Here is a 20680-nt window from a genome sequence, read left to right on the forward strand (position 1 = left end):
TGTGCGCTTGACATAATGACTTAAGAGTAAACTTCATAAATAAAACGGCTGAATCTCAGCCGTTTATTTTTATCTGATACCTGTTAAATTTTTGCTCAATAAAAATATCTAAACTAAAAAGCCAACGCCATGACGACTGATCTGGATCAAAAAGACATCAAATCAAAAAAGCAGCTAAAGCAGAAAGTAATTTCGCTAATTAAAACGGTTGCGCTATACGCTTTGATGTTTGTCGTAATCTATAGCGCGGTCAATTGGTGGCGACAGCCTATCATGCCTGCCAGCCCTCAGCTACAACTGACCGATTACCAAGGGCAAACTATCGACTTGGCAGCGATGAGTCATGAGCAGCCGACGCTGGTATACTTCTGGGGTACGTGGTGTTCCGTCTGTAGCTTTACCTCGCCCACCATCAATAAACTAGCAGCAGATAACTATCCCGTTGTCACTATCGCCGTACAGTCAGGCTCAAACCAAGAGCTACGCAGCTACCTCGATCAGCATCAGTTTGACTTCACCGCGATAAATGACCAAGAAGGTGATATCTTTGCAGATTGGCAAGGACAAGTCACACCATCTTATGTGGTATTAGAGAATGGTAAGATGACACAAGGATTGACAGGCATTCAACCACTTTGGTCATTAAAGCTGCGACTTTGGCTATCTTCTGTTTTTTAGTCATTAACTGATGTCTTATATTCAATAAATAAACACTTATAAGCAACCAGCATATGATTTAATAGATGACCTTGTATGTAGATAAAAGCGCGACCTTAGACAAAATAAGTCCGATACTGCACAGCTCTTTTTACCCTACCCTTTTTGTCATATAATAGCTGCCGATCTAAATATTTTCTTGAATTATTTTTACTAGCATATTTTCTGTTGCAATCGTCTCGTTACCATTTATTATTGACGTAACTATTTGCGGACTAATGAGCGACAATGAGTATTTATTGACATGACGGTTGATAAACCGACTATCATGAGCAATATACCTACTATTAGTAATTAAGCATTATCAACACAGCGTAACCCTCAGTACTATATTGAAATACATTGAACATCGAGCCTTGTAGCCGGTTTTAACCGACACACAAACCTACCTTTTAAAAAGATACCTTCTATGACTGATAAAAGCACTGACACACCAAGCCAAGATTACAAAGACACGCTGAATCTTGCGGATACACCATTTGCAATGCGCGCAAACCTTGCCAAACGCGAGCCAGATTGGTTGGCTGCTTGGGAAGCGGATGACGTGTACGGTAAAATTCGTCAGGCGCGTGCTGGTGCGACTAAGTATATTTTGCACGATGGCCCTCCATACGCCAACGGTCAGATTCACTTGGGTCACGCAGTCAATAAAGTACTAAAAGACATTATTGTAAAATCAAAAACCTTGTCAGGATTTGATGCGCCTTATGTCCCTGGTTGGGACTGTCATGGTCTGCCAATCGAACAAAAAGTCGAAGCCAAGGTCGGTAAAGTGGGTCAAAAAGTGTCTGCTACCGAATTTCGCGGTCTATGCCGTGAATATGCGAGCACGCAGATTGAACTGCAAAAAGCAGACTTTAAGCGTCTAGGCGTATTTGGCGATTGGGACAACCCTTATCTGACCATGAACTTCCATCAAGAAGCCAACATCGTACGCGCGCTTGCCAAGATCTATGACAATGGTCATGTGACTCGCGGTATGAAGCCAGTTAACTGGTGCTTGGACTGTAGCTCTGCTCTCGCAGAAGCTGAAGTCGAATACCAAGACAAAGTCTCTGACGCCATCTATGTCAGCTTTGATGTGCTCGGTACGGACAAAGTGACCGCATTGGCAGATATCGCAGACAACATCGCTGCGGTTATCTGGACGACCACGCCGTGGACACTGCCTGCTAACCAAGCCATCTCAGTACATCCTGAGCATGACTATAGCGTGGTTGCGACCGAAAAAGGCAACCTGCTACTAGCAGCTGATCTTGTAGAAACTGCGTTGAGTGAGCTGAAATTAGAAAATAATGGCATCTTAGCGACCGTATCAGGCAGTGAGCTTGAAGGATTGAGCGCTCAGCATCCACTGATTGAAGACCGTCAAGTACCACTCATCTTGGGCGATCACGTGACCACCGATAGTGGTACTGGTCTGGTACATACTGCACCCGGTCATGGTCTTGACGATTATATCGTGGGTCTAAAATACAACTTACCAGTGGAAAACCCAGTGAGCGGTACGGGCGTTTATTTAGACAGTGCTGCGGTATTTGCTGGTGAACACATCTATAAAGCCAATCCAAAAATCATCGCTGCCTTACATGAGAACGGCCATTTAATCAGCCATACCAAAATTGAACATAGCTATCCGCATTGCTGGCGTCACAAGTCGCCGATTATTTTCCGTGCGACCCCGCAGTGGTTTATCAATATGGAAACCAAAGGCTTACGTGCTCGTGCGCTTGCTGATATCCCTACAGTCAACTGGACACCAGCATGGGGACAAAACCGCATCGAAGCCATGATGACGGGTCGCCCTGACTGGTGTATCTCACGTCAACGTACGTGGGGCGTGCCCATCACTTTCTTTACGCACAAAGAAACGGGCGAGCTGCATCCAAACACGCTTGAGCTGATGGAAACTGCCGCGCAAAAAATCAATGAGGGCGGTGTTGAAGCGTGGTTTGATGCTAGCTGCGAGGATTTCTTAGGTAGTGAAGCAGCTGATTACGACAAAGCAACGGACACATTGGACGTTTGGTTTGACTCAGGCACAACGCATTTCGCCGTACTTGAGCAACGCGATGAATTGACCAACCCAGCTGACATGTATTTAGAAGGCTCTGATCAGCATCGTGGCTGGTTCCAGACGTCATTACTGACGTCGGAAGCCATGTATGAGCGCCCACCGTTTAAGCAAGTATTGACCCATGGTTTTGTGGTCGATGAAAACGGTCGCAAAATGAGTAAGTCACTGGGCAATATCATCACACCGCAAGAAGAGATCAACAAAACGGGCGCGGATATGCTACGCCTATGGATTGCATCTAGCGATTATCGCTATGAGATGAGCGCCGGTAAAGCATCATTTAAAGGGGCAATAGATCAATATCGCCGTATCCGTAACACACTACGCTTCTTACTTGCCAATACCGATGACTTTGATCCAGCGACTGACAGCATTGATATCAATGAATTGGTCAGCCTTGATAAATTCATCATTGAGCGCGCGCAAACCGTGCAAGCACAAATCATGAGCGCTTATGATGCGATGGACTTTCACCAAGTCACCCAGCATGTGACGGCGTTCTGTTCGCAGGACTTGGGTAGCTTCTATTTAGATATCATTAAAGATCGTCAGTACACCACGCAGGCAAATGGACAGCCGCGTCGCTCTGCACAGACGGCCATCTATCACATCACTCATGCACTGATTCGCTGGATCACACCGATCTTATCATTCACGGCTCAAGAGGCTTGGGAAGTGCTGAACCAACGTGAGGCTGATAAAGGTGGCTACGTGTTTACTCAAGAGTGGTACGAGTTCCCAGCATTTGAGCTAAGCGCCATCAGCAATCATGACTGGCAGCGTATTATGTTTGCCAAAGACATGGTAAACAAGCATATCGAAACCGCACGTGGCGAAAAAATCATCAATGCCAACTTATCTGCCGATGTGAGCCTATACGCTGACGGTGCAATGTATGAAAGTCTAGCCAAGCTTGATGAAGAACTGCGCTTTGTACTCATCACTAGTAACGCAGAACTAAAGCCAATGAGCGAAGCACCTACTGATAGCACCGTACAAGCAGATGAAGCGACCAAAACGAATACAGAAGAGGCTGTAGACCTAGTGGTACAAGTTAGCGCTGCCACTGGTACTAAGTGTGTACGCTGCTGGCATATCCGTGATGATATCGGCACGGATAGCGCCCATCCTGAGCTATGCGCGCGCTGCATGACTAATGTCAGTGGCGATGGCGAGGTGCGTCACTATGCCTAACCCAACAGACTCATCTGACAGCCAGCACAATAAGCCGTCGCAAGCTGAAGTCGATAAATCGCCTCAGCCTGCTCATGCGACTACAGGTAGCTCGACCACACCTAGAAGTCGATTGACCAAGACACCAAAGATGGCAGCTAACGGTAGTCGTGCTTTTATGTGGTATGCGCTGGCGCTGATTATCATTGTCATTGACCAGTGGACGAAGTGGCTGGCTGAAACCAAGCTGACCTTTCATGATCCAGTGCCAGTGATCGAGCCATTTCTCAACTGGACACTCGCTTATAATTACGGCGCAGCATTTAGCTTTTTGGCAGATGCTGGCGGTTGGCAGAAGTGGTTTTTTTCAGGGCTCGCATTACTCATGTCGCTATTTTTGATTATCTATTTACTCAAAGCGCCTCGCAAAGCCACGCTACTCTCGCTTGGACTTGCCATGGTATTGGGCGGTGCGCTTGGTAATTTGATCGATCGCTTGCTACATGGTCATGTGATTGACTTTATTCATGTGCATTATGCTGATGTTTGGCATTATCCGATTTTTAATATCGCAGATATTGGGATTTCTCTCGGGGTTGTACTGATTGTCATCGATATGCTGTTTTTGGAAAAGAAGCGTGAAATGCCACAATCATAATTCTAAATAGTATTATTACTTATAAATAAAAAGGTGGGTTACGCAGTCGTAACCCACCTTTTTTTGTCTTCTATTTTATTTATTTTTATATACGTCGATGCTACTAATCATTGCGGTATCTGTATCGTTCTTATAGCAAAAATCATAATAAGTTTGTCACAGTCTCTAGTCCGCCACCTGCCAATAAAAATAGCAAGCCTGCCATATTAATGACAACGGTCAAATAATAAGTGACACGAAACTCAGGCTTTTGTGATTTGTGCCGCAGATACGTCTGAGCCAATAGCGCCCCTACCCAACCGCCAAGCGCGCTTAGTATATGCAATGTAGACTCAGGTGTACGCCAGTCGCCACTTTGGGCAGCAGCTTTGTCTTTGGCATAAATCCCATAAGTGATAATTCCTAATACTATATACCAACCGATCACTAGCCAACTCAGTTTATCTGTTACTACTAATAAAATTAAGACACCATAAAAAGCCAGTCCAAGGAACGAACGTTTCTTTTGTCCTGCTTCAAACTCCGCTTGATGGCTACGTCTTTGGTTGCGCTGACGGATTTGCTGATTTTTTTGTGCCATTTTTTGCTTTACAAAACCAAGTTCTTGTACTTGCGTGGCTCGTCTGCGCCCTTCTGCATCTTGTCCAATACTAAAGACGACTTGCTCGCCAACATCAGGACGGCGCTGCGCTCTAAACTCACTCACATGAAAGAAAACAGACTCACCCGCTTCAGTTTCAATAAAGCCAAACCCTTTATCGTCCTGCCATTTTTTGACAGTGCCCTGCTGCCGATTATCCATACCTACCTTCTCATAATCATTTTGAAATAAAACAAATATAGTCATAACATAATCGTACTCAGGTGAGTAGCTGATTCAATAGTATCGATTATAAAGGATTACTTTTACCATAAAAAAAGCTGAGAAAATATTCTCAGCTTTTTTATCCTACTACTTGTTATATTTTTGACATAACATTAGCTACATTTTTTCTGCTCATAAAGTTTATTTAAGTTCTCACGGCGTTCTTTGGCTGCTTCAATCGCCTCTTCCGTATTAGAGTAAGTGCCGATCAATGCAGGCCAGAATAATACGGCAGCAGCTACATTTTTACCAGTCACTTTACGTTCAGCACGTGCTTCTTTTTCAAACTGTTCAGCTTCTTCAATTTCGCCAAGAATTTGTTGGCATGATAAATTAACATCACTTACTTTCTTAGTCTGTACGACATGTGGAGTCGCACAACCTTGTGCTAATAATGCAAATACACCAATTACCAAAATAGCTTTTTTCATAGTCATCTCAAAGTTGTTAAATTAAATACAATTAGATATAAATGGCTTGTTAACGAAGAGTAAACATTTATATACATTTTAGAAACTTAAGTCAACTTAAATTTACCTTTTGACAGAAAAAATTGAATTTTAGTCGGTTTTTGAGATTTTCCTATCTACGTTTTTATACTACTCTCTGATATAACAGCATGTAATATAGTGACTATGCTAGACTATTTGTCTACTAAAAATACAGCTGCAAATACTAACGTATCAACTATAATTTATAAAAGAAATAGCCATTATGACCCAATCTCAATTTATTAATCCAAACGAAGACACGCGTATCACTCACGGTAGCCTTGTTAAGCTACACTTCGAAGTCTCACTAGAAAACGGTACCATCATCGACTCGACCTTTAATCGTGATGCGCCTGTATCATTGACTATCGGTGATGAGAGTTTGTTACCTGGTTTTGAGCAAGTACTGATGAACCTACGCGCCGGTGACACTCGTACTGCGCACCTTGAACCAGAGCAAGCATTTGGTGAGTGGAATCCTGAAAACATCCAACACTTTAGTCGTACTCAGTTTGCACTCGTCGCTGACAACCCAGAGATTGGTATGATGGTTGAGTTCGAAGACAAAGGCAAAAACACCCTGCCCGGTACGATCAGCGCCATCGATGAGGACCAAGTCGAAGTAGACTTCAACCATCCACTGGCAGGACAAGACGTGCTATTCAAAGTAAAAGTCTTTAAGGTCACACCGCCTGGTGTTACTGGTATCCAATTGATGTAAATATCAATAAGTACAACCCTTCTAAAAATAAATATCGATAAAAACAGTCAAAAAGGAGACTTGCATGCAGTATCAAAATTTACCGCAACTCGATGAAAAAGTATCTAAGATCTGTCTAGGTACGATGACTTGGGGTCAGCAAAACAATGAAGCTGAGGCTCATGAGCAAATGGACATGGCACTCTCTGAAGGTGTGAACTTTTGGGATACTGCCGAAATGTATCCGTCACCACCAGACAAAGATAAACAGGGTGATACCGAACGATTCATGGGTACTTGGTTTGATAAAACCAAACAGCGTGACAAAGTGATCCTTGCTAGTAAAATATCACCAATGGACTTTTTGCGTGATGGTCAAACACGCTTTAACGCGCAGCATATCAGCAGCGCTATTGACGGCAACCTTGAGCGTCTACAAACTGATTATATTGATATTTATCAGCTGCATTGGCCTGAGCGTAAAACAAACTTTTTTGGTCAGCGCGGCTATACAGAAGACATGGCAGCGCAGTCAGTAGATGACTTAACGCCATTTCTAGAGACCATTCAGGCTCTGAACGACGAGATCAAAAAAGGTCGCATTCGTGCTTATGGCTTATCAAACGATACCGCATGGGGTCTCATGCGCTACTTATGGGAAGCGGATAAAAACGGCTTGATCGCGCCTATCACGGTACAGAACCCATATAGTCTGTTGAATCGCTTATACGAAGTTGGTATGGCTGAGATAGCACATCGCGAAAACGTCGGGCTACTTGCTTACTCGCCACTTGGTTTTGGCGTATTGTCTGGTAAATACCTCGATGGCAAGCGTCCAGATGGCGCACGCTTGACGATGTATGATCGCTTCGCCCGTTACACCAATGAGCAAGCGGTATCAGCGACCGAGCAATATGCAAAGATCGCCGCTGATGCTGGGTTAGATATGGCGCAAATGTCATTGGCTTTTGTCAATTCGCGTCATTTTGTCACCAGCAATATCATTGGCGCGACGACAACCGAACAGCTCAAATCGAACATTGATAGTGTCAATGTGGAGCTAACGACAGATGTATTGGAAGCGATTGAAGCGGTACACGCGCAGCACCCTAACCCATCCCCTTAGTTAGTTCTAGATCAGCTGTCTATAAATTGATGCACTCGCACTTGTTATAGACAAAAAAAAGGCGCAAATCGCAGTCATATAACTCGCGATTTGCGCCTTTTTATTAACTAAGCTGGCTTAACTATATATAACCAATCAATCTTCAACGGGTACACGAAGTACTCGTGAATGTAACTCTGCTAACCCTTCTTGCATACGTGCTTGCAACAAATTAGTCAGCTCGCTTTTGGTACAGCCTTTCGGATCTAGCGGCGCCAGTGGCAATACATAAGCGGTGACATCTTTGCTATCGAGCACTTTTTTCATGCTGTCTTTCATTGTCATCTTGCCATAATATGGCAGCGCGTCACTGAGCGTGCCATCTTTATCGACATAGGCGATGACAATGGGTCTAACAGGCACATCAGCATCTATCGCTGACTGGAGCAGTGTCCCATGAATACGCTTGATTTTTTTGCCACTGGTGGTGGTCGCCTCAGGGAAGAAAATCACCGAAAAACCTTTGGCTAAGAAATCAGCTATTTGTGAGGATACGGAACCTGCATCACCGGAGCCGCGCTCGATGAACAGCGTGCCTGCCGCATGCGCGAGCTTACCAAATACAGGCCACTCACCAATCTCAGCTTTGGATAAAAAGAACGCTGGACTCACGGTGCCAACGACAGGAATATCCATCCATGACACATGGTTTGACACCCACAAGCCGTGATGTTGCTCTACGGGTTCGACTTCAACGACCTTTACCCCAAATGAGCCTGCCATCTTGCGACAAAACGTCTGAATATAGCGTGGCAGTTTTTCGCGCGGTGGCTGTTTGAATGCACCGATACGCTTTGCCGCGCGTATACCGCCGACCATGGTCGTGGTCATACCAGCGATTTGCTTGCCGCGTCCTAGCTGCTGTCTGAGTGAAAAGCTTGATTTAGCTTGGCTCATCTTCGCCCTCATGATTAAATAACGGGTGTTTAATAGTCAAAAAACGAGCCCAGTATAACAAAGTTCACACGCTCAGTGATAGGGTGTTCACTCAGTGAGTGCTGACTTTTATACAAACGGGCAATAAAGCAGATTTATAAAAAATTAATCTCAGTCAGCGCTGTAACATAAATCCATCGCTAATTATGCTCATACCCTTTAATATCAAGTGATAAGCCCACATATAAACACTCATATGAACGCTATATCAAAGTATACTGAACTGATAATAGCGATATATTTACTTTATTAAATAGGTGATACTCTTTGGATTATTTTGAAAGACATGAAGGTGGCGAGCGCGCCATTATTGTACATTTAGACATTCGCCAAATTCAAGATCCTGACGATCTAGGCGAGTTTGAACTATTGGCAGATTCAGCAGGTGCTGATCGTTTGGCATTAGTCACAGGCTCACGTGCACGCCCTGATGCCAGATATTTCGTTGGTAGTGGCAAGGCAGAAGAAATTGCAGAACTGGTGCGCGAGCATGATGCGGATATCGTACTGTTCAACCACAATTTATCGCCATCACAAGAGCGTAACATCGAAGCGCTCGTGAAGTGCCGTGTACTGGATCGTACTGGTTTGATTTTAGACATTTTCGCGCAGCGTGCTCGTACTTACGAAGGTAAGCTACAAGTAGAGCTGGCTCAGCTGAACCATTTATCGACACGTTTGGTCCGTGGTTGGACGCATTTGGAGCGTCAAAAAGGGGGTATTGGTCTACGTGGACCCGGTGAAACCCAGCTTGAGACTGATCGTCGCTTGCTACAAGTGCGCGTCATGCAGCTCAAAAGTAGAATTGAGAAGGTCAGACAGACTCGTGCGCAAGGTCGAGCCCGTCGCCAAAAATCAGACGTACCAACCATCTCACTAGTTGGTTATACCAATGCGGGCAAGTCCACTTTATTCAATCGCTTGGTGGATGAAAACATCTACGCAGCTGATAAGCTATTTGCGACACTCGATCCAACGCTACGCCGCTTAGATTGGCAAGGTGTAGGCCGTGTAGTCTTGGTTGATACCGTAGGTTTCGTCCGTCATTTGCCGCATGAATTGGTTGAATCCTTTCATGCAACGCTAGAAGAGACGCTAGAGGCGGACTTATTATTACACGTCATCGATTCTTCTAGTGAAGACATGCACGAGCAAATTCAGGCGGTCAAAGAGGTACTTGCTGAGATTGATAACGATGTGCCGGTACTCAATGTTTATAATAAGATTGATTTGACTGATGAGCCTGCACGTATTGGCTATGCTAGCGAAGGTCAACCTAACCGCGTCTATGTGTCTTCTAGAGAGAACTTAGGCATAGAAGAGTTGTCATTAGCCGTGCAGCAATTACTGACTGGCACATTGACCACTTTTGATTTGACGCTACCTTACCATGCGGGACAGTTAAAAAATACTTTGTACGAGCTCGGTGTTATTGAAGAAGAAAGCTATGATGATAGCGGACATGAGTGCTTAACGATCCGCTTGCCAAGCGATAGACTAAGACAACTACTCGGACAAGCCAATCTCAAGCCTACCGATGTGTTACCGCTTGCACAAGCAACATTGCTGATGCCTGTACTTGAGGAGTTTGAGCAGCCTGACGAACATGAGGTTGAAGAGCCGACGATGACGGCAGAAGAAGAAAGGGCATTTGACGAATTTAATGCGCTCAATTCACAAACCGCTGATTCTGAAAAATAGTCGCTGCTAAAAAACGATTGTTTGCGTCAATAGATAAGTAAACGTTTGATTCATATTGTTAGACAGCAATCTTTTATACAGTAGGTTAAAATAGCATAGACGGTATCAATCGATATCGTCTATTTTTTTGGATGTGTCTACAAGCTTTATTAGTAAGCTTACTCTCTATATAATCAACGGTTATACATTCAACAAATATTGATAGGTAATACTCGCCACTCAAAAGTTGAAATGTCACTACTGTCTATTATCAGCGTCCATAATATTATTTTTCACGTCATATTATGGATGCTATCGCCCACTCGTTTTTATAAACTCATCACCTATATCTGACTTGGCCACACTGCTTATGAAGTCTGTTCACTCCTCCCATCTCCCACTATGGATTTCGTTAATTTTAACGTTGACCATGGTTATCGTTGTCCGAGAGACGGCTGTGGTTCTTTGTCAGTTGGCAGGTATCGAAAAAGCCGCCAATATTGTCGGCTTGGTGGCGATGTTTGTTATCTTGATGATATGGCGATTGCTCAAAGGGTTGCCTAACTGGCTCACTCAAGCCAGTAACACCCTGCTCGTCGATAGTGGTTTTGCATTTCTGCCCGTATCAGCGGGTGCAGGCTTACTGCTATTTGCGCTAGGAGATGAGCTGTTGGGCGTGATGGTCACAATGATAGTAAGTACGCTCATACCGATGTGGGGGCTTGCGCTACTGGCCAATCGCTGGTTGAATCAAGATACCAATGCCGACAGCGGCACGACCAATCAGCAAAAGGAACAGCCGTGAGCTGCGGAGAGATATTATGACTTTTGACAGCGTATTTACGGCGACCTTAGCAGCCGTACTCCTAACCTTAGCAGCACACGTCATTGCACGCGTGTTAGCGCGAAAGCTGTCATGGTTGCCGATGGTAATTACTGCGCTCGTTTTGGTACTGGTCTTCTTATTTTTATTGCAATGGGATTACGACAACTACTACAGCGCAGCCAAGCCTGTATTCGATCATCTATTAGGATATGTCACAGTGCTTTTGGCGGTACCGCTGGCAGCAATGAACTTCAAAGGACTGCCTGTCAAAAAGCTCTCTTTGATCGTTGCTATTGCTAGTGTCATTGGTGCCCTATTACCCATGTCCTTGGCTTATCTATTTTCATTGAGTCACGACACCATACTGGCCTTTGCCACTCGTTCTGTGACTACTCCCATTGGCCTCAGTGTCGCAGACTTAATCAAAGCACCATTGGCGATGGCTAACCTGATTATTATCGTTTCAGGTCTCATCGGTGGTACTTTAGCACGATTTTTGTTTTGTGGTATCGATGATGATCGGGCTAAAGGTCTCGCGCTAGGGCTGGCTGCTCACGCATTTGGTACAGTAGAAGCTTGGCAAATCAGCCATACAGCAGGACGATATGCGGCATTTGGACTGGCAGTCAATGGTTTAGTGACTGCCGTTTGGGTACCTGTATTTATCAGTGCGTTAGGCATCTAGATTGATTTTGCTTACCACTCTGATAGATGACTGAGCACTGTTTCATCATTCCAATCATTACTTTTATTGTTATTGCTTACTTAGTTAGTAAGAAGATTAATTGACATGACATTTTGCTCATCCGAGCGTTGTCATCACCTTTGCATTTTAGAGAATTAAAATAAGGTATGCATCAAAAAAGTGCTTGCCTATCATCCGACATAAACAGGTAGTTGATAGTCTCCAAATATATAGCGCTTTGATTTATTTGAGTTTGTTTAACGATAAAAATTTGATTTTACAACTTATTTTGTCAATCTGATACGGCAAAAAGTTATTATATGTTATAGTAAGCAACTATTATTTTTTGTATCTATTGCAAGTGGTTCTTGTTAGACGTGGTATTTGCTAGGTCGCTATATCGATGACGAGCTATAAAATCCTGCAACCCCGATGACCGCTCAAGCGCGTGAAATGACGCGTCTATAGGCAAAACAATTTGCTATTATTCGATAAAAAGTGATAACACTATGATAAATACTGCTACTTTGATTACTCGCTGTTTGTCTCCTATTTTATTAAGTGCGATTGCCCTCTCTACTTTTTCTACTGCTGCCAACGCTGGCAATATGTATATCTATAAAGACAAAGGTGGACAAGTACTACTGACCAACGTCAATCCTAGTGGCAATTTTGATAAATTCACTAAAAAAGTTAAAGTCACTTATTATAAAGACTCTAAAATGTATGACGGCAGTAATAGTAGCAATGACTATGGTAGCAGTGCCGCTAGTAATAGTGGTAGCCGCAACGCTTACGACAGCTACATTCGTGCCTCTGCTGAACGTAATGGCGTAGATCCTGCTCTTATGAAAGCAATGATGCATACCGAATCCGCTTTTAATCCCAATGCTCGCTCACCAGTCGGTGCGCAAGGCCTCATGCAGCTAATGCCAGCGACGGCTCGTCGCTTTAATGTGAGTAACCCTTGGAACCCTGCAGACAATATTGAAGGCTCAGCCAAATATATCGCTTGGCTCATGCGCCGTTTCAATAACAATGTAGAACATGCCGTAGCTGGCTACAATGCGGGTGAAGGTAATGTCGATAAATACGGCGGTATTCCTCCTTTTAAAGAAACCCGTAACTACGTACAAAGAGTCATGAGCCGTTATCATAGCTTGTATAAGAATGATGCTGGGCTATTTGGCGCCAGTATGAGTGCCAGCAATCAAACAAGTAGCACCATTAACAGTGGATTGCGCAACGTCAGTTACGGTACTAGCAATAATGTGAATAGTGCCAGCTATGCTAACTCAGCTTATGATGCTTTACGCTAAGCCAGAGCTAAGCTAGAAATGAAATAGACCGGCGACCTAAAAAGCCAGACATAAAAAAGCCCGTTAATTTCTTAACGGGCTTTTTTATGTCTGGACGCTTTATATCGTGATAGGTCATCAGTAATAAAGACAAACTGTGAGTACTAAATTAGCACTCACAGTATTTTCCAATATGACTTAGTTCTTACTTGGTGCTTACTTGTTAGCAGCCTGAGTTGCAGCAACTTCAGCAGCAAAGTCTTCTTGCTTCTTCTCAATGCCTTCACCAACTTCTAGACGTTTGAAACCAAGTACTTTTACGCCTTCAGCTTTTAGGACATCACCAACTTTTTTGTCGTTGTCCATAACGTATGGCTGACGTAGCAAAGTTACTTCGTCTAGGTACTTACGTAGGCCACCTTCGATCATTTTTTCAACGATGTTGTCAGGCTTGCCAGATTCTTTTGCTTTGGCTTCGATGATGTCTTTTTCGCGTGCTAATACATCAGCAGCCACGTCTTCGTCATCTACAGCAACAGGGTTGAATGCTGCGATGTGCATGGCAAGGTTTTTGCCAGTGTCAGCGTCGCCGCCTTCATAAGAAACCACTACACCGATACGTAGACCATGACGGTATGCAGCGATGTTAGCGCCTTCAAGTACTTCAACACGGCGAACCTGAATGTTCTCACCGATTTTTTGTACTAAAGATACGCGTGCTTCTTCAACAGTCTGACCATCGCCATAAGGTAATTCAGAGATAGCAGCAACGTCAGTGACGTTGTTTTCTAGTGCAATGTTAGCCACTTTTTCTGCAAATGCAGTGAAGCTATCGTCTTTTGCAACAAAGTCAGTTTGGCAGTTAACTTCTAACAAGAATGCTTTGTTTTCGCCTTGAGCGATGATGATAGCGCCATCAGCTGCGATGTTACCCGCTTTTTTAGCTGCTTTTGCTTGACCAGATTTGCGTAGGTTATCAATGGCAACTTCAACATCACCGTTTGATTCTTCTAACGCTTTTTTACATTCCATCATGCCAAGACCAGTACGGTCACGCAATTCTTTTACCATTTTGGCAGATACTTTTACTTCTGTCATAAGAGTCACCTTAGTATAGTTATGTATAAGAGGAATTAATATCTATTCGATATCTTAATGTTGCTTTAAATCTAGCAAGACAGCTCGTTTTGAGTCATTACTAATATAGCCATCAATGATGTCAAAAAGATAACATCTTAAAAACATAGCGCTATAGCCAGTACGAACGATAATACTCGCCCATTAGCTACTTAGTTATGTATAGCGGCCTCATTAATAATGCTCTATTCAATAACAAGGCATGACGAGTAAAACTACATCATGCCTATTATGAGCTTATACGCTGTTCACAACATTACATGGATGCTGATAGTCACACTATCAAGACATCCTTACAAAGTTAAACTTTTTAACTCAGCTATTTACTCAGCTGGAGTTGCAGCTTCTTCTGCAGCTGGTGCTTCTTCAGTAGCAGGTGCTTGCTCAGCTTTGCCGCCAGCCTGAGTTTGTGCGTATTCTTTACCAGCGATGATAGCATCAGCCATAGAAGTTACGTACAAAGTCACAGCACGGATAGCATCATCGTTAGCTGGGATGATGTAGTCAACGTTGTCTGGGCTAGAGTTAGTATCAACGATACCGATAACTGGGATACCTAGGTTTTTAGCTTCTTTAATAGCGATTGCTTCGTGATCTACGTCTACAACGAAGATAGCATCAGGTAGGCCGCCCATGTCTTTGATACCGCCTAGTGAACGCTCAAGTTTTTCCATATCACGAGTACGCTCTAGCGCTTCACGCTTAGTTAACTTCGCGAAAGTACCGTCTTCTGATTGCTTTTCGAGCTCTTTTAGACGGTTGATTGACTGGCGTAGTGTTTTCCAGTTAGTCAACATACCACCTAACCAGCGATGGTCAACGTATGGCATACCAGCACGAGCCGCTTGCTCACGTACGATACCGCTTGCAGCACGTTTAGTACCAACAAATAATACTTTGTTTTTCTTAGCAGCTAGGCCGTTTACGTAAGTCAACGCTTCGTTGAATGCTTTTACGGTGTGCTCTAGGTTGATGATATGGATCTTGTTGCGTGCGCCAAAGATGTATGGACCCATTTTTGGGTTCCAAAAACGTGTTTGGTGACCAAAGTGAGCGCCAGCTTGTAGTAAGTCGCGCATTTCGATTTTGGTTGGATTCTTTGTAGCCATGAGAATATATCCTATTGGTTGGGTTATGCCTCCACATCACAAAAACAGCCTATTTAGCGACACGCATCTGCTATCGGTTAGTTTTCATCAGTACAGCACTAACGGATCACAAATTAATCAAGTCGCCAAACACCCAGCAATTTTTTGCCATGATGTGTGTGTCATTGGTTGGTTTAAAAAAGAAGCTATGGTCAGATTCAAAAAAATTTCAAATCTAAACTATAAAAATAGCTGCGCTGTATTTTATCACATAACGCCTTTGAATCTCCAGCAGTTTGTTGGTAGCGTATCAATAAGATAGAAAGCAAAAGTTATGGATAGAAAGATAAAAAAAAGCGACACATTCGTATCGCTTTTTTATTTCTGGCTTTAGACTTTATATGAATGGTTTCATATTAGATTATGCAATACAGATACCAATCACAGCCTTGTAACCACGCCATGTGAATGGTGTGATATAGCTTTGGCGATCTCTAGGTAAGTAAGACACACTTGGTGCGCTTTCAACGATCTGCGGCGGAGAGATAATGAATTCAGAACCAAATTCTGTACGCGCATTACCAGAGATGGTATTGGCCATTTCACCCAGCAAGTCTTTCATCATTGTGATCGAAGAGTCAGGCTCACCCATCACTTTTATCACTTCTCGCAACATTACGCTTGGTGCGCTGACATAGACGCAACCTTCAAGAGGCCCTGATATCTTAATGACACCACTATAATCAAAACCGATTGCCGTTTTATTGTTGTTCAAATAAGGGGTATCGATAGATACTTCTGAGCCATCGATCTGCGCAAAAAATGCATTGATCGAGCTTAGAAACACACCCAACTTTTCTACTTTAAACATAATATATTAATATCCATCTGTATTACGTGGCAGCAGCATTAGTCCTGCAAACAAACCACAATCTCGCCAACTTGTGAGTGCCAAGTGATGGGAATGATAAAAGAACGCTCATCGTTTGGCAATACAATACTTTGCGGTGCGCCTTTGAATACGAAGGGTACAGAGATATGAAACTCTGCACCAAACTCTTTGCGCGCATTGCCCGCGATTGTATTGGCAACTTCACCAGCCAAGTCGATGTAGTTTTCCTCACTCTTATCGGTTTCGCCCATGCTGTCCAATATTGAAGACAGTAACTCACGGGTCGCCGAAAAATACACAACGCCTTTCTGCGCGCCTGATATACCGATAACACCGGTATAATCGTGGACTTTTGGCTGTTTGTTTTCTAACAAGTAAGGCGTATCAGCAATTAGCTCTTCTCCACCAAACTGATTAAAATAGTTACTAATAATACTCAAAAAAATCTGTAGCTTTTGTTCTTTCATAATGACATCTGCTTTAGTCGATGAATGGTATTAGTCTTGCATCAGCTCATATAAAGACTCTACGAGCTCTTCTTCTGAGAAGGGCTTGCATAAGAAACCGCTAGCACCCAATGATAAGGCTTCGATGCCAGTGGCTTTATCAGACAATGCCGACACCACCAAAATGCGTACATCAGGATCAATCGCAATGATTTTTTCGATACATTCAAGACCATCCATTTGTGGCATGGTCAAGTCCATCGTGATCACGTCAGGACGATGAATGTTGAACTTTTCAATGGCTTGAACGCCACTAGTTGCGGTAGCAACCAGCATGAACTTTCCTGAGTCATATGCGCGCTGAATACGGTTTCTAATAATATTCGAATCATCAACAATCATTAATTTATGCATAACTTATCTATTACCTTTAATGAAGTGCTTGTCGTCCCTGACAATATGTTTACTGTTTTTAATTAAGCTTTTGGTAACGTAATGACGAACCGTGTCATCTGACCCAGCTCACTATTTACGTTCAGCTTGCCATTGTAGTCTTTTACTTGCGCTTTGATAATATCAAGTCCAACGCCGCGTCCACCATCTTCATCTGCATGCTCTTTGGTTGAGAACCCAGAAGAAAATAACTGCTTGAGTAAATCGCCTTGACTGAGTTGACTTGCTTCTTCCTCACTAAAGCGACCTTCTGTGCTCAGTTTATTACGGATGCTGTCATAATCGATACCTTGACCATCATCTTGTACGACCAGTGTGACATCTGAACCATTGTCTTGTACTTCTAAGTCAATCGTTCCAATTTCAGTCTTACCAGCAGAATGACGAACACTTGGTGCTTCGATACCATGCACGACAGCATTTCGTAGTAACTGGATACTAATTTCTTTGATTGGCTTTGCAAGATGCGCCGGTATCTCCGTTTGCGTCAGCGTATTGCTTTTTAGCTGTACTTGTTTGCCTTGTCTAGCGGCAATCTCTTTTGCAAAATCGTTGTAAAAAGACAGTCGATCATCGTTTTCGTTATCTAGATCAATCTCTAGACCACCATCAGTGTCGATGCTGTTTACTAGCTGATGGTTTGCAACCGCCGCTTTTGACACACTGCTGTTTAAGATATCATCACTAGACGCTATGGTTGTTTTTGCTGTCGCCGCTTTAGGTGGTGCTGAGCGGTTAATGCGTTCGCCTAAGGTTGCAATGGTATTTGATAGACTCAACAAGTCATCTAAGTGTACTGCCAACTGTAAGAAATCATTACCCGATAGCTGACCTTGATTTTGCAAGGCATGCAGCTTATCTTCTGCCTCTGAGGCAATTTTGGTAAAGCTATGCAATTTCAATGCAGAAGCCTCACCTTTCAAGCTGTGCATTTCACGATAGATAGCTTTTAGCTTCCCTTCTAGCTCGTATTGTGAGCTACCAGGGTTTTTCAAGATGTTGTTCATACGCTCAATATGCGCTTGGGTATTGCTAATGAACTCATTAATGATTTTTGGATTTACATTCAAGATAGTGGTTAACATCTCAATCTGCATATCATTCTGCGAACGCTCTTTTTCTAAACGCTGCTCTAAGTAAACAGCATCTGACACATCATTGACGTTGACCAAAATACGAGCAATGTCTTTATTTTCATAAACACGTGAGAATTTAAAGTCTAAGAAACGATTATTAAGACCTTTATCATCAGAGCTGTTATGTAGCATCACTTTGTGCAAAGGATTTAGAGAATCTACCAATTTTTCTTTAACTCGAGGATTATAGAGCTGCTCAATGAACTGCTGAGTGGTCTTAAGATCTTTGTCAGAAATACGACCACGCAAGACATTGGTAAAGTTCTCTCCTGCTAGCCTATCAGAACCGACAATACCGTTAAGCGCGCGCGAGTGCTGTTGACCAATATTTAGGTCTTTATCAAGTAGAAATAGACCTGTATTTACCGTTTCCATAATTTCTTGCGTTTCGCGACGAGCAGCAAATGCCTCAGCATCCGTCTCACGTAAGCGGCGTACAAAGAAGAATACGAAGATCAAGAAGTAGGCAAAAATCGCAACAACCCCAAGTGCCTGAATCAAACGAATGGTATTGGCTTGGCGTTCTGCGTCATCAAACACTTCGTTGGTCAAATCATCTAATGATTCGTTCATTAGCAAACTTGAGGTTTTCGCCTGCTCTACCGCCTGAGTCAAGTCATCTGATGAATCGACCAATACGTTATCAGCATCTTTTAAGTAAGTTTCGATTCTAGGCTCAAGTAGTTGCCATTGCTGGTTTGCCGCTTGTACACTTTCTTGCGCACTGCCACTAACGCTCGGTAGTTTATACGTTTTACCATCAGCATCGTCGGTAATCGTGCCGCCTTGTCCGATAGCCGTCAACGTATTGTTAATCAGTGCTGTATTCTGTTCCAAACGCTCTAATACGCGCTGAATGTGTGGCGAGTTGGTATCTTCACCGTAACTGCTATCCAAATCGAACAAATCTTTAATTACCGACTGTGCGCTGTTTGCTACTTGGTTGGTCTGATCAATCAATACGGTATTTCTTTCAAGCAAGCTTGAGGTATAGAAAGTAAATGCAAGCAAAGCACCGATCAAAGACAAAAACAGTGCAATCGAAATAATCAAGCCGCGATAACGTTTGTTATCTCCATTATTTATTGTAGCCATATCAATCGTCCCTTAGTTTGCTTGTTCAGTGGTGGCAGAAGTACTGGTACTGGCTGTTGGATTTGCTGTCTCACCAAGCCAGCGAGCTTCGATTTCTTTAAACTTACCTTCCGCCTTTAGCTTGGTAATACCGTCATTGATTTTGTTAATGAGCTCAGTATTACCTTTTGCCATCAAAATAACCTGCTGTGCTGATGGGTTGTCTTGCCCTTCATAAGGAACGATGGTTACTTTTTGCTCAGGATGGTTTTTTGCCGTATATTGCAAGATAGGTAGATCATGCAAAATCGCATCTACTTTGCCTTGCATTAAATCTTCATACAATAAAAAGGCAGTCGTTCTGGTCGAGAAATTGTTGTACTTACCCATTTGCTGTGCTTGATCAACTTGCTTAGAGCCTTCCATCGCAGAGATATTTTTGCCTTGCAAATCATCTAAATTATTGATATTTAGTTCTGGTTTTGCATACATGATAGCGGCAGGGTTAAAGAAATAAGGCTGAGATAATCCATACTTAGCGTCACGCTCATCCTTATAAGAGATGCCTGAAATCGCCAAATCGCGACTACCCGACTCTACTGTGTCGAACATGTTTTGCCAGGTTTCTTTATAAAACTCAACTTTGAACCCTTCTTCTTCGCCAAGCGCGCGAATAGAGTCAATGTCAATGCCCTGCATATTGCCATAGTCATCTTGGAACGAGAATGGAGGCATCGTACCTGTTGTCGCCACTTTCAGAGTTGGCGCCGTATCAGGCAATTTACTAACAAAACTGTCCTTGTTTTCTGTTACTGGTGCACTAGTATTTTCCTGAGTGGAAGAATCACCACAGCCAAATAGGCCAATACTCATGACCACTGGTAACACTCGATATAACTGCATCATAATCTACCCTTAGAGCTTAACGTTGTTGTACATTTTAATGAATGACAATCTAGAAAGGTTAGGCAATATCCCTATAATATTTACTTACATAACGTTACGTCAGATAATACTTACCTAACTTTACATTTGCAATAATAATGTTTGACAATTATGTACGGTAAGTTATATGTAGAATAAGACATATTTGAATATACAAAACATATGTTTTCTACTTAGCATAAAGAAAAATTACTTTTAAAATGAAAACCTTATGTAAAAGATAAAAATACCCACAAAA

Annotated in this window: 19 protein-coding genes; 9 read left to right on the forward strand and 10 right to left on the reverse strand. The window is 43.0% G+C overall.

Annotation, left to right across the window (positions count from 1 at the left end; all coding sequences use genetic code 11):
- The first annotated feature begins 129 nt into the window (after window positions 1–129).
- The 3 genes from JMX83_RS08115 to lspA all read left to right on the forward strand — a co-directional run bounded on the left by JMX83_RS08115 (window position 130) and on the right by lspA (window position 4625).
- Window positions 130–678 carry a protein disulfide oxidoreductase gene (locus JMX83_RS08115; RefSeq protein ID WP_201600429.1) on the forward strand — a complete coding sequence of 183 codons (549 nt, stop codon included), beginning with the start codon at window positions 130–132 and terminating at the stop codon, window positions 676–678.
- 448 nt (window positions 679–1126) lie between these two features.
- Window positions 1127–3988, forward strand: a complete 2862-nt coding sequence (ileS, locus tag JMX83_RS08120; RefSeq protein ID WP_201600432.1) for an isoleucine--tRNA ligase — start codon at window positions 1127–1129, stop codon at window positions 3986–3988.
- Window positions 3981–4625: a signal peptidase II gene (gene lspA, locus JMX83_RS08125; protein WP_201600434.1), complete on the forward strand. Its 645-nt coding sequence runs from the start codon at window positions 3981–3983 to the stop codon at window positions 4623–4625. The genes ileS and lspA overlap by 8 nt, the downstream gene beginning before the upstream one ends.
- 142 nt (window positions 4626–4767) lie before the next feature.
- Here the strand turns inward: lspA and JMX83_RS08130 are convergent, their stop codons facing one another.
- Both JMX83_RS08130 and JMX83_RS08135 read right to left on the reverse strand, forming a co-directional pair.
- Window positions 4768–5472, reverse strand: coding sequence for a DUF1294 domain-containing protein (locus tag JMX83_RS08130; protein ID WP_227675785.1), 705 nt, complete (start codon window positions 5470–5472; stop codon window positions 4768–4770).
- A 131-nt stretch (window positions 5473–5603) separates the two neighbouring features.
- The gene (locus tag JMX83_RS08135) at window positions 5604–5921 is read right to left on the reverse strand and encodes a hypothetical protein (protein ID WP_075107839.1); all 318 of its coding nucleotides are present in this window, start codon (window positions 5919–5921) and stop codon (window positions 5604–5606) included.
- A gap of 283 nt (window positions 5922–6204) precedes the next feature.
- Here JMX83_RS08135 and JMX83_RS08140 point away from each other — a divergent pair, with 283 nt between their 5' ends.
- Window positions 6205–6702, forward strand: a complete 498-nt coding sequence (locus tag JMX83_RS08140; protein WP_201600437.1) for an FKBP-type peptidyl-prolyl cis-trans isomerase — start codon at window positions 6205–6207, stop codon at window positions 6700–6702.
- Between the two features lie 64 nt (window positions 6703–6766).
- A complete protein-coding gene (locus tag JMX83_RS08145) occupies window positions 6767–7807 on the forward strand; it encodes an aldo/keto reductase (protein ID WP_201600439.1) in 1041 nt (346 codons plus the stop codon).
- 135 nt (window positions 7808–7942) lie between these two features.
- On the opposite strand, the gene JMX83_RS08150 is transcribed toward JMX83_RS08145, so the two are convergent.
- The gene (locus tag JMX83_RS08150; RefSeq protein WP_201600441.1) at window positions 7943–8743 is read right to left on the reverse strand and encodes a lysophospholipid acyltransferase family protein; all 801 of its coding nucleotides are present in this window, start codon (window positions 8741–8743) and stop codon (window positions 7943–7945) included.
- Between the two features lie 306 nt (window positions 8744–9049).
- On the opposite strand from JMX83_RS08150, the gene hflX reads away from it, so the two are divergent.
- The 4 genes from hflX (at window position 9050) to JMX83_RS08170 (ending at window position 13292) form a co-directional block, all read left to right on the forward strand.
- A complete protein-coding gene (gene hflX / locus JMX83_RS08155) occupies window positions 9050–10483 on the forward strand; it encodes a ribosome rescue GTPase HflX (RefSeq protein WP_201600443.1) in 1434 nt (477 codons plus the stop codon).
- 349 nt (window positions 10484–10832) lie between these two features.
- Window positions 10833–11267: a CidA/LrgA family protein gene (locus JMX83_RS08160; RefSeq protein WP_201600445.1), complete on the forward strand. Its 435-nt coding sequence runs from the start codon at window positions 10833–10835 to the stop codon at window positions 11265–11267.
- Window positions 11268–11283: 16 nt separating this feature from the next.
- Window positions 11284–11973, forward strand: coding sequence for an LrgB family protein (locus JMX83_RS08165; protein ID WP_201600447.1), 690 nt, complete (start codon window positions 11284–11286; stop codon window positions 11971–11973).
- A 509-nt stretch (window positions 11974–12482) separates the two neighbouring features.
- On the forward strand, window positions 12483–13292 hold the full coding sequence (locus JMX83_RS08170; protein WP_201600449.1) for a lytic transglycosylase domain-containing protein: 810 nt from the start codon (window positions 12483–12485) through the stop codon (window positions 13290–13292).
- A 195-nt stretch (window positions 13293–13487) separates the two neighbouring features.
- On the opposite strand, the gene tsf is transcribed toward JMX83_RS08170, so the two are convergent.
- The 7 genes from tsf to JMX83_RS08205 all read right to left on the reverse strand — a co-directional run bounded on the left by tsf (window position 13488) and on the right by JMX83_RS08205 (window position 20403).
- Complete coding sequence (gene tsf, locus JMX83_RS08175; RefSeq protein WP_075107656.1) at window positions 13488–14369, reverse strand: translation elongation factor Ts; 882 nt, start codon at window positions 14367–14369, stop codon at window positions 13488–13490.
- Between the two features lie 362 nt (window positions 14370–14731).
- Window positions 14732–15517: a 30S ribosomal protein S2 gene (gene rpsB, locus JMX83_RS08180; RefSeq protein WP_186475105.1), complete on the reverse strand. Its 786-nt coding sequence runs from the start codon at window positions 15515–15517 to the stop codon at window positions 14732–14734.
- A 400-nt stretch (window positions 15518–15917) separates the two neighbouring features.
- Entirely contained in the window at window positions 15918–16367 is a 450-nt protein-coding gene (locus JMX83_RS08185; protein WP_201600451.1) for a chemotaxis protein CheX, read from the reverse strand.
- A gap of 38 nt (window positions 16368–16405) precedes the next feature.
- A complete protein-coding gene (locus JMX83_RS08190) occupies window positions 16406–16855 on the reverse strand; it encodes a chemotaxis protein CheX (protein ID WP_201600454.1) in 450 nt (149 codons plus the stop codon).
- Window positions 16856–16885: 30 nt separating this feature from the next.
- On the reverse strand, window positions 16886–17248 hold the full coding sequence (locus tag JMX83_RS08195) for a response regulator (RefSeq protein ID WP_201600457.1): 363 nt from the start codon (window positions 17246–17248) through the stop codon (window positions 16886–16888).
- A gap of 62 nt (window positions 17249–17310) precedes the next feature.
- Window positions 17311–19518 (reverse strand): ATP-binding protein, encoded by a 2208-nt coding sequence (locus JMX83_RS08200; protein WP_201600459.1) that lies wholly within the window; start codon window positions 19516–19518, stop codon window positions 17311–17313.
- A gap of 12 nt (window positions 19519–19530) precedes the next feature.
- Complete coding sequence (locus JMX83_RS08205) at window positions 19531–20403, reverse strand: substrate-binding periplasmic protein (protein WP_201600462.1); 873 nt, start codon at window positions 20401–20403, stop codon at window positions 19531–19533.
- Between the last annotated feature and the right edge of the window lie 277 nt (window positions 20404–20680).

It is taken from the genome of Psychrobacter piscatorii (genome assembly GCF_904846415.1).
Classification (GTDB): domain Bacteria; phylum Pseudomonadota; class Gammaproteobacteria; order Pseudomonadales; family Moraxellaceae; genus Psychrobacter; species Psychrobacter piscatorii.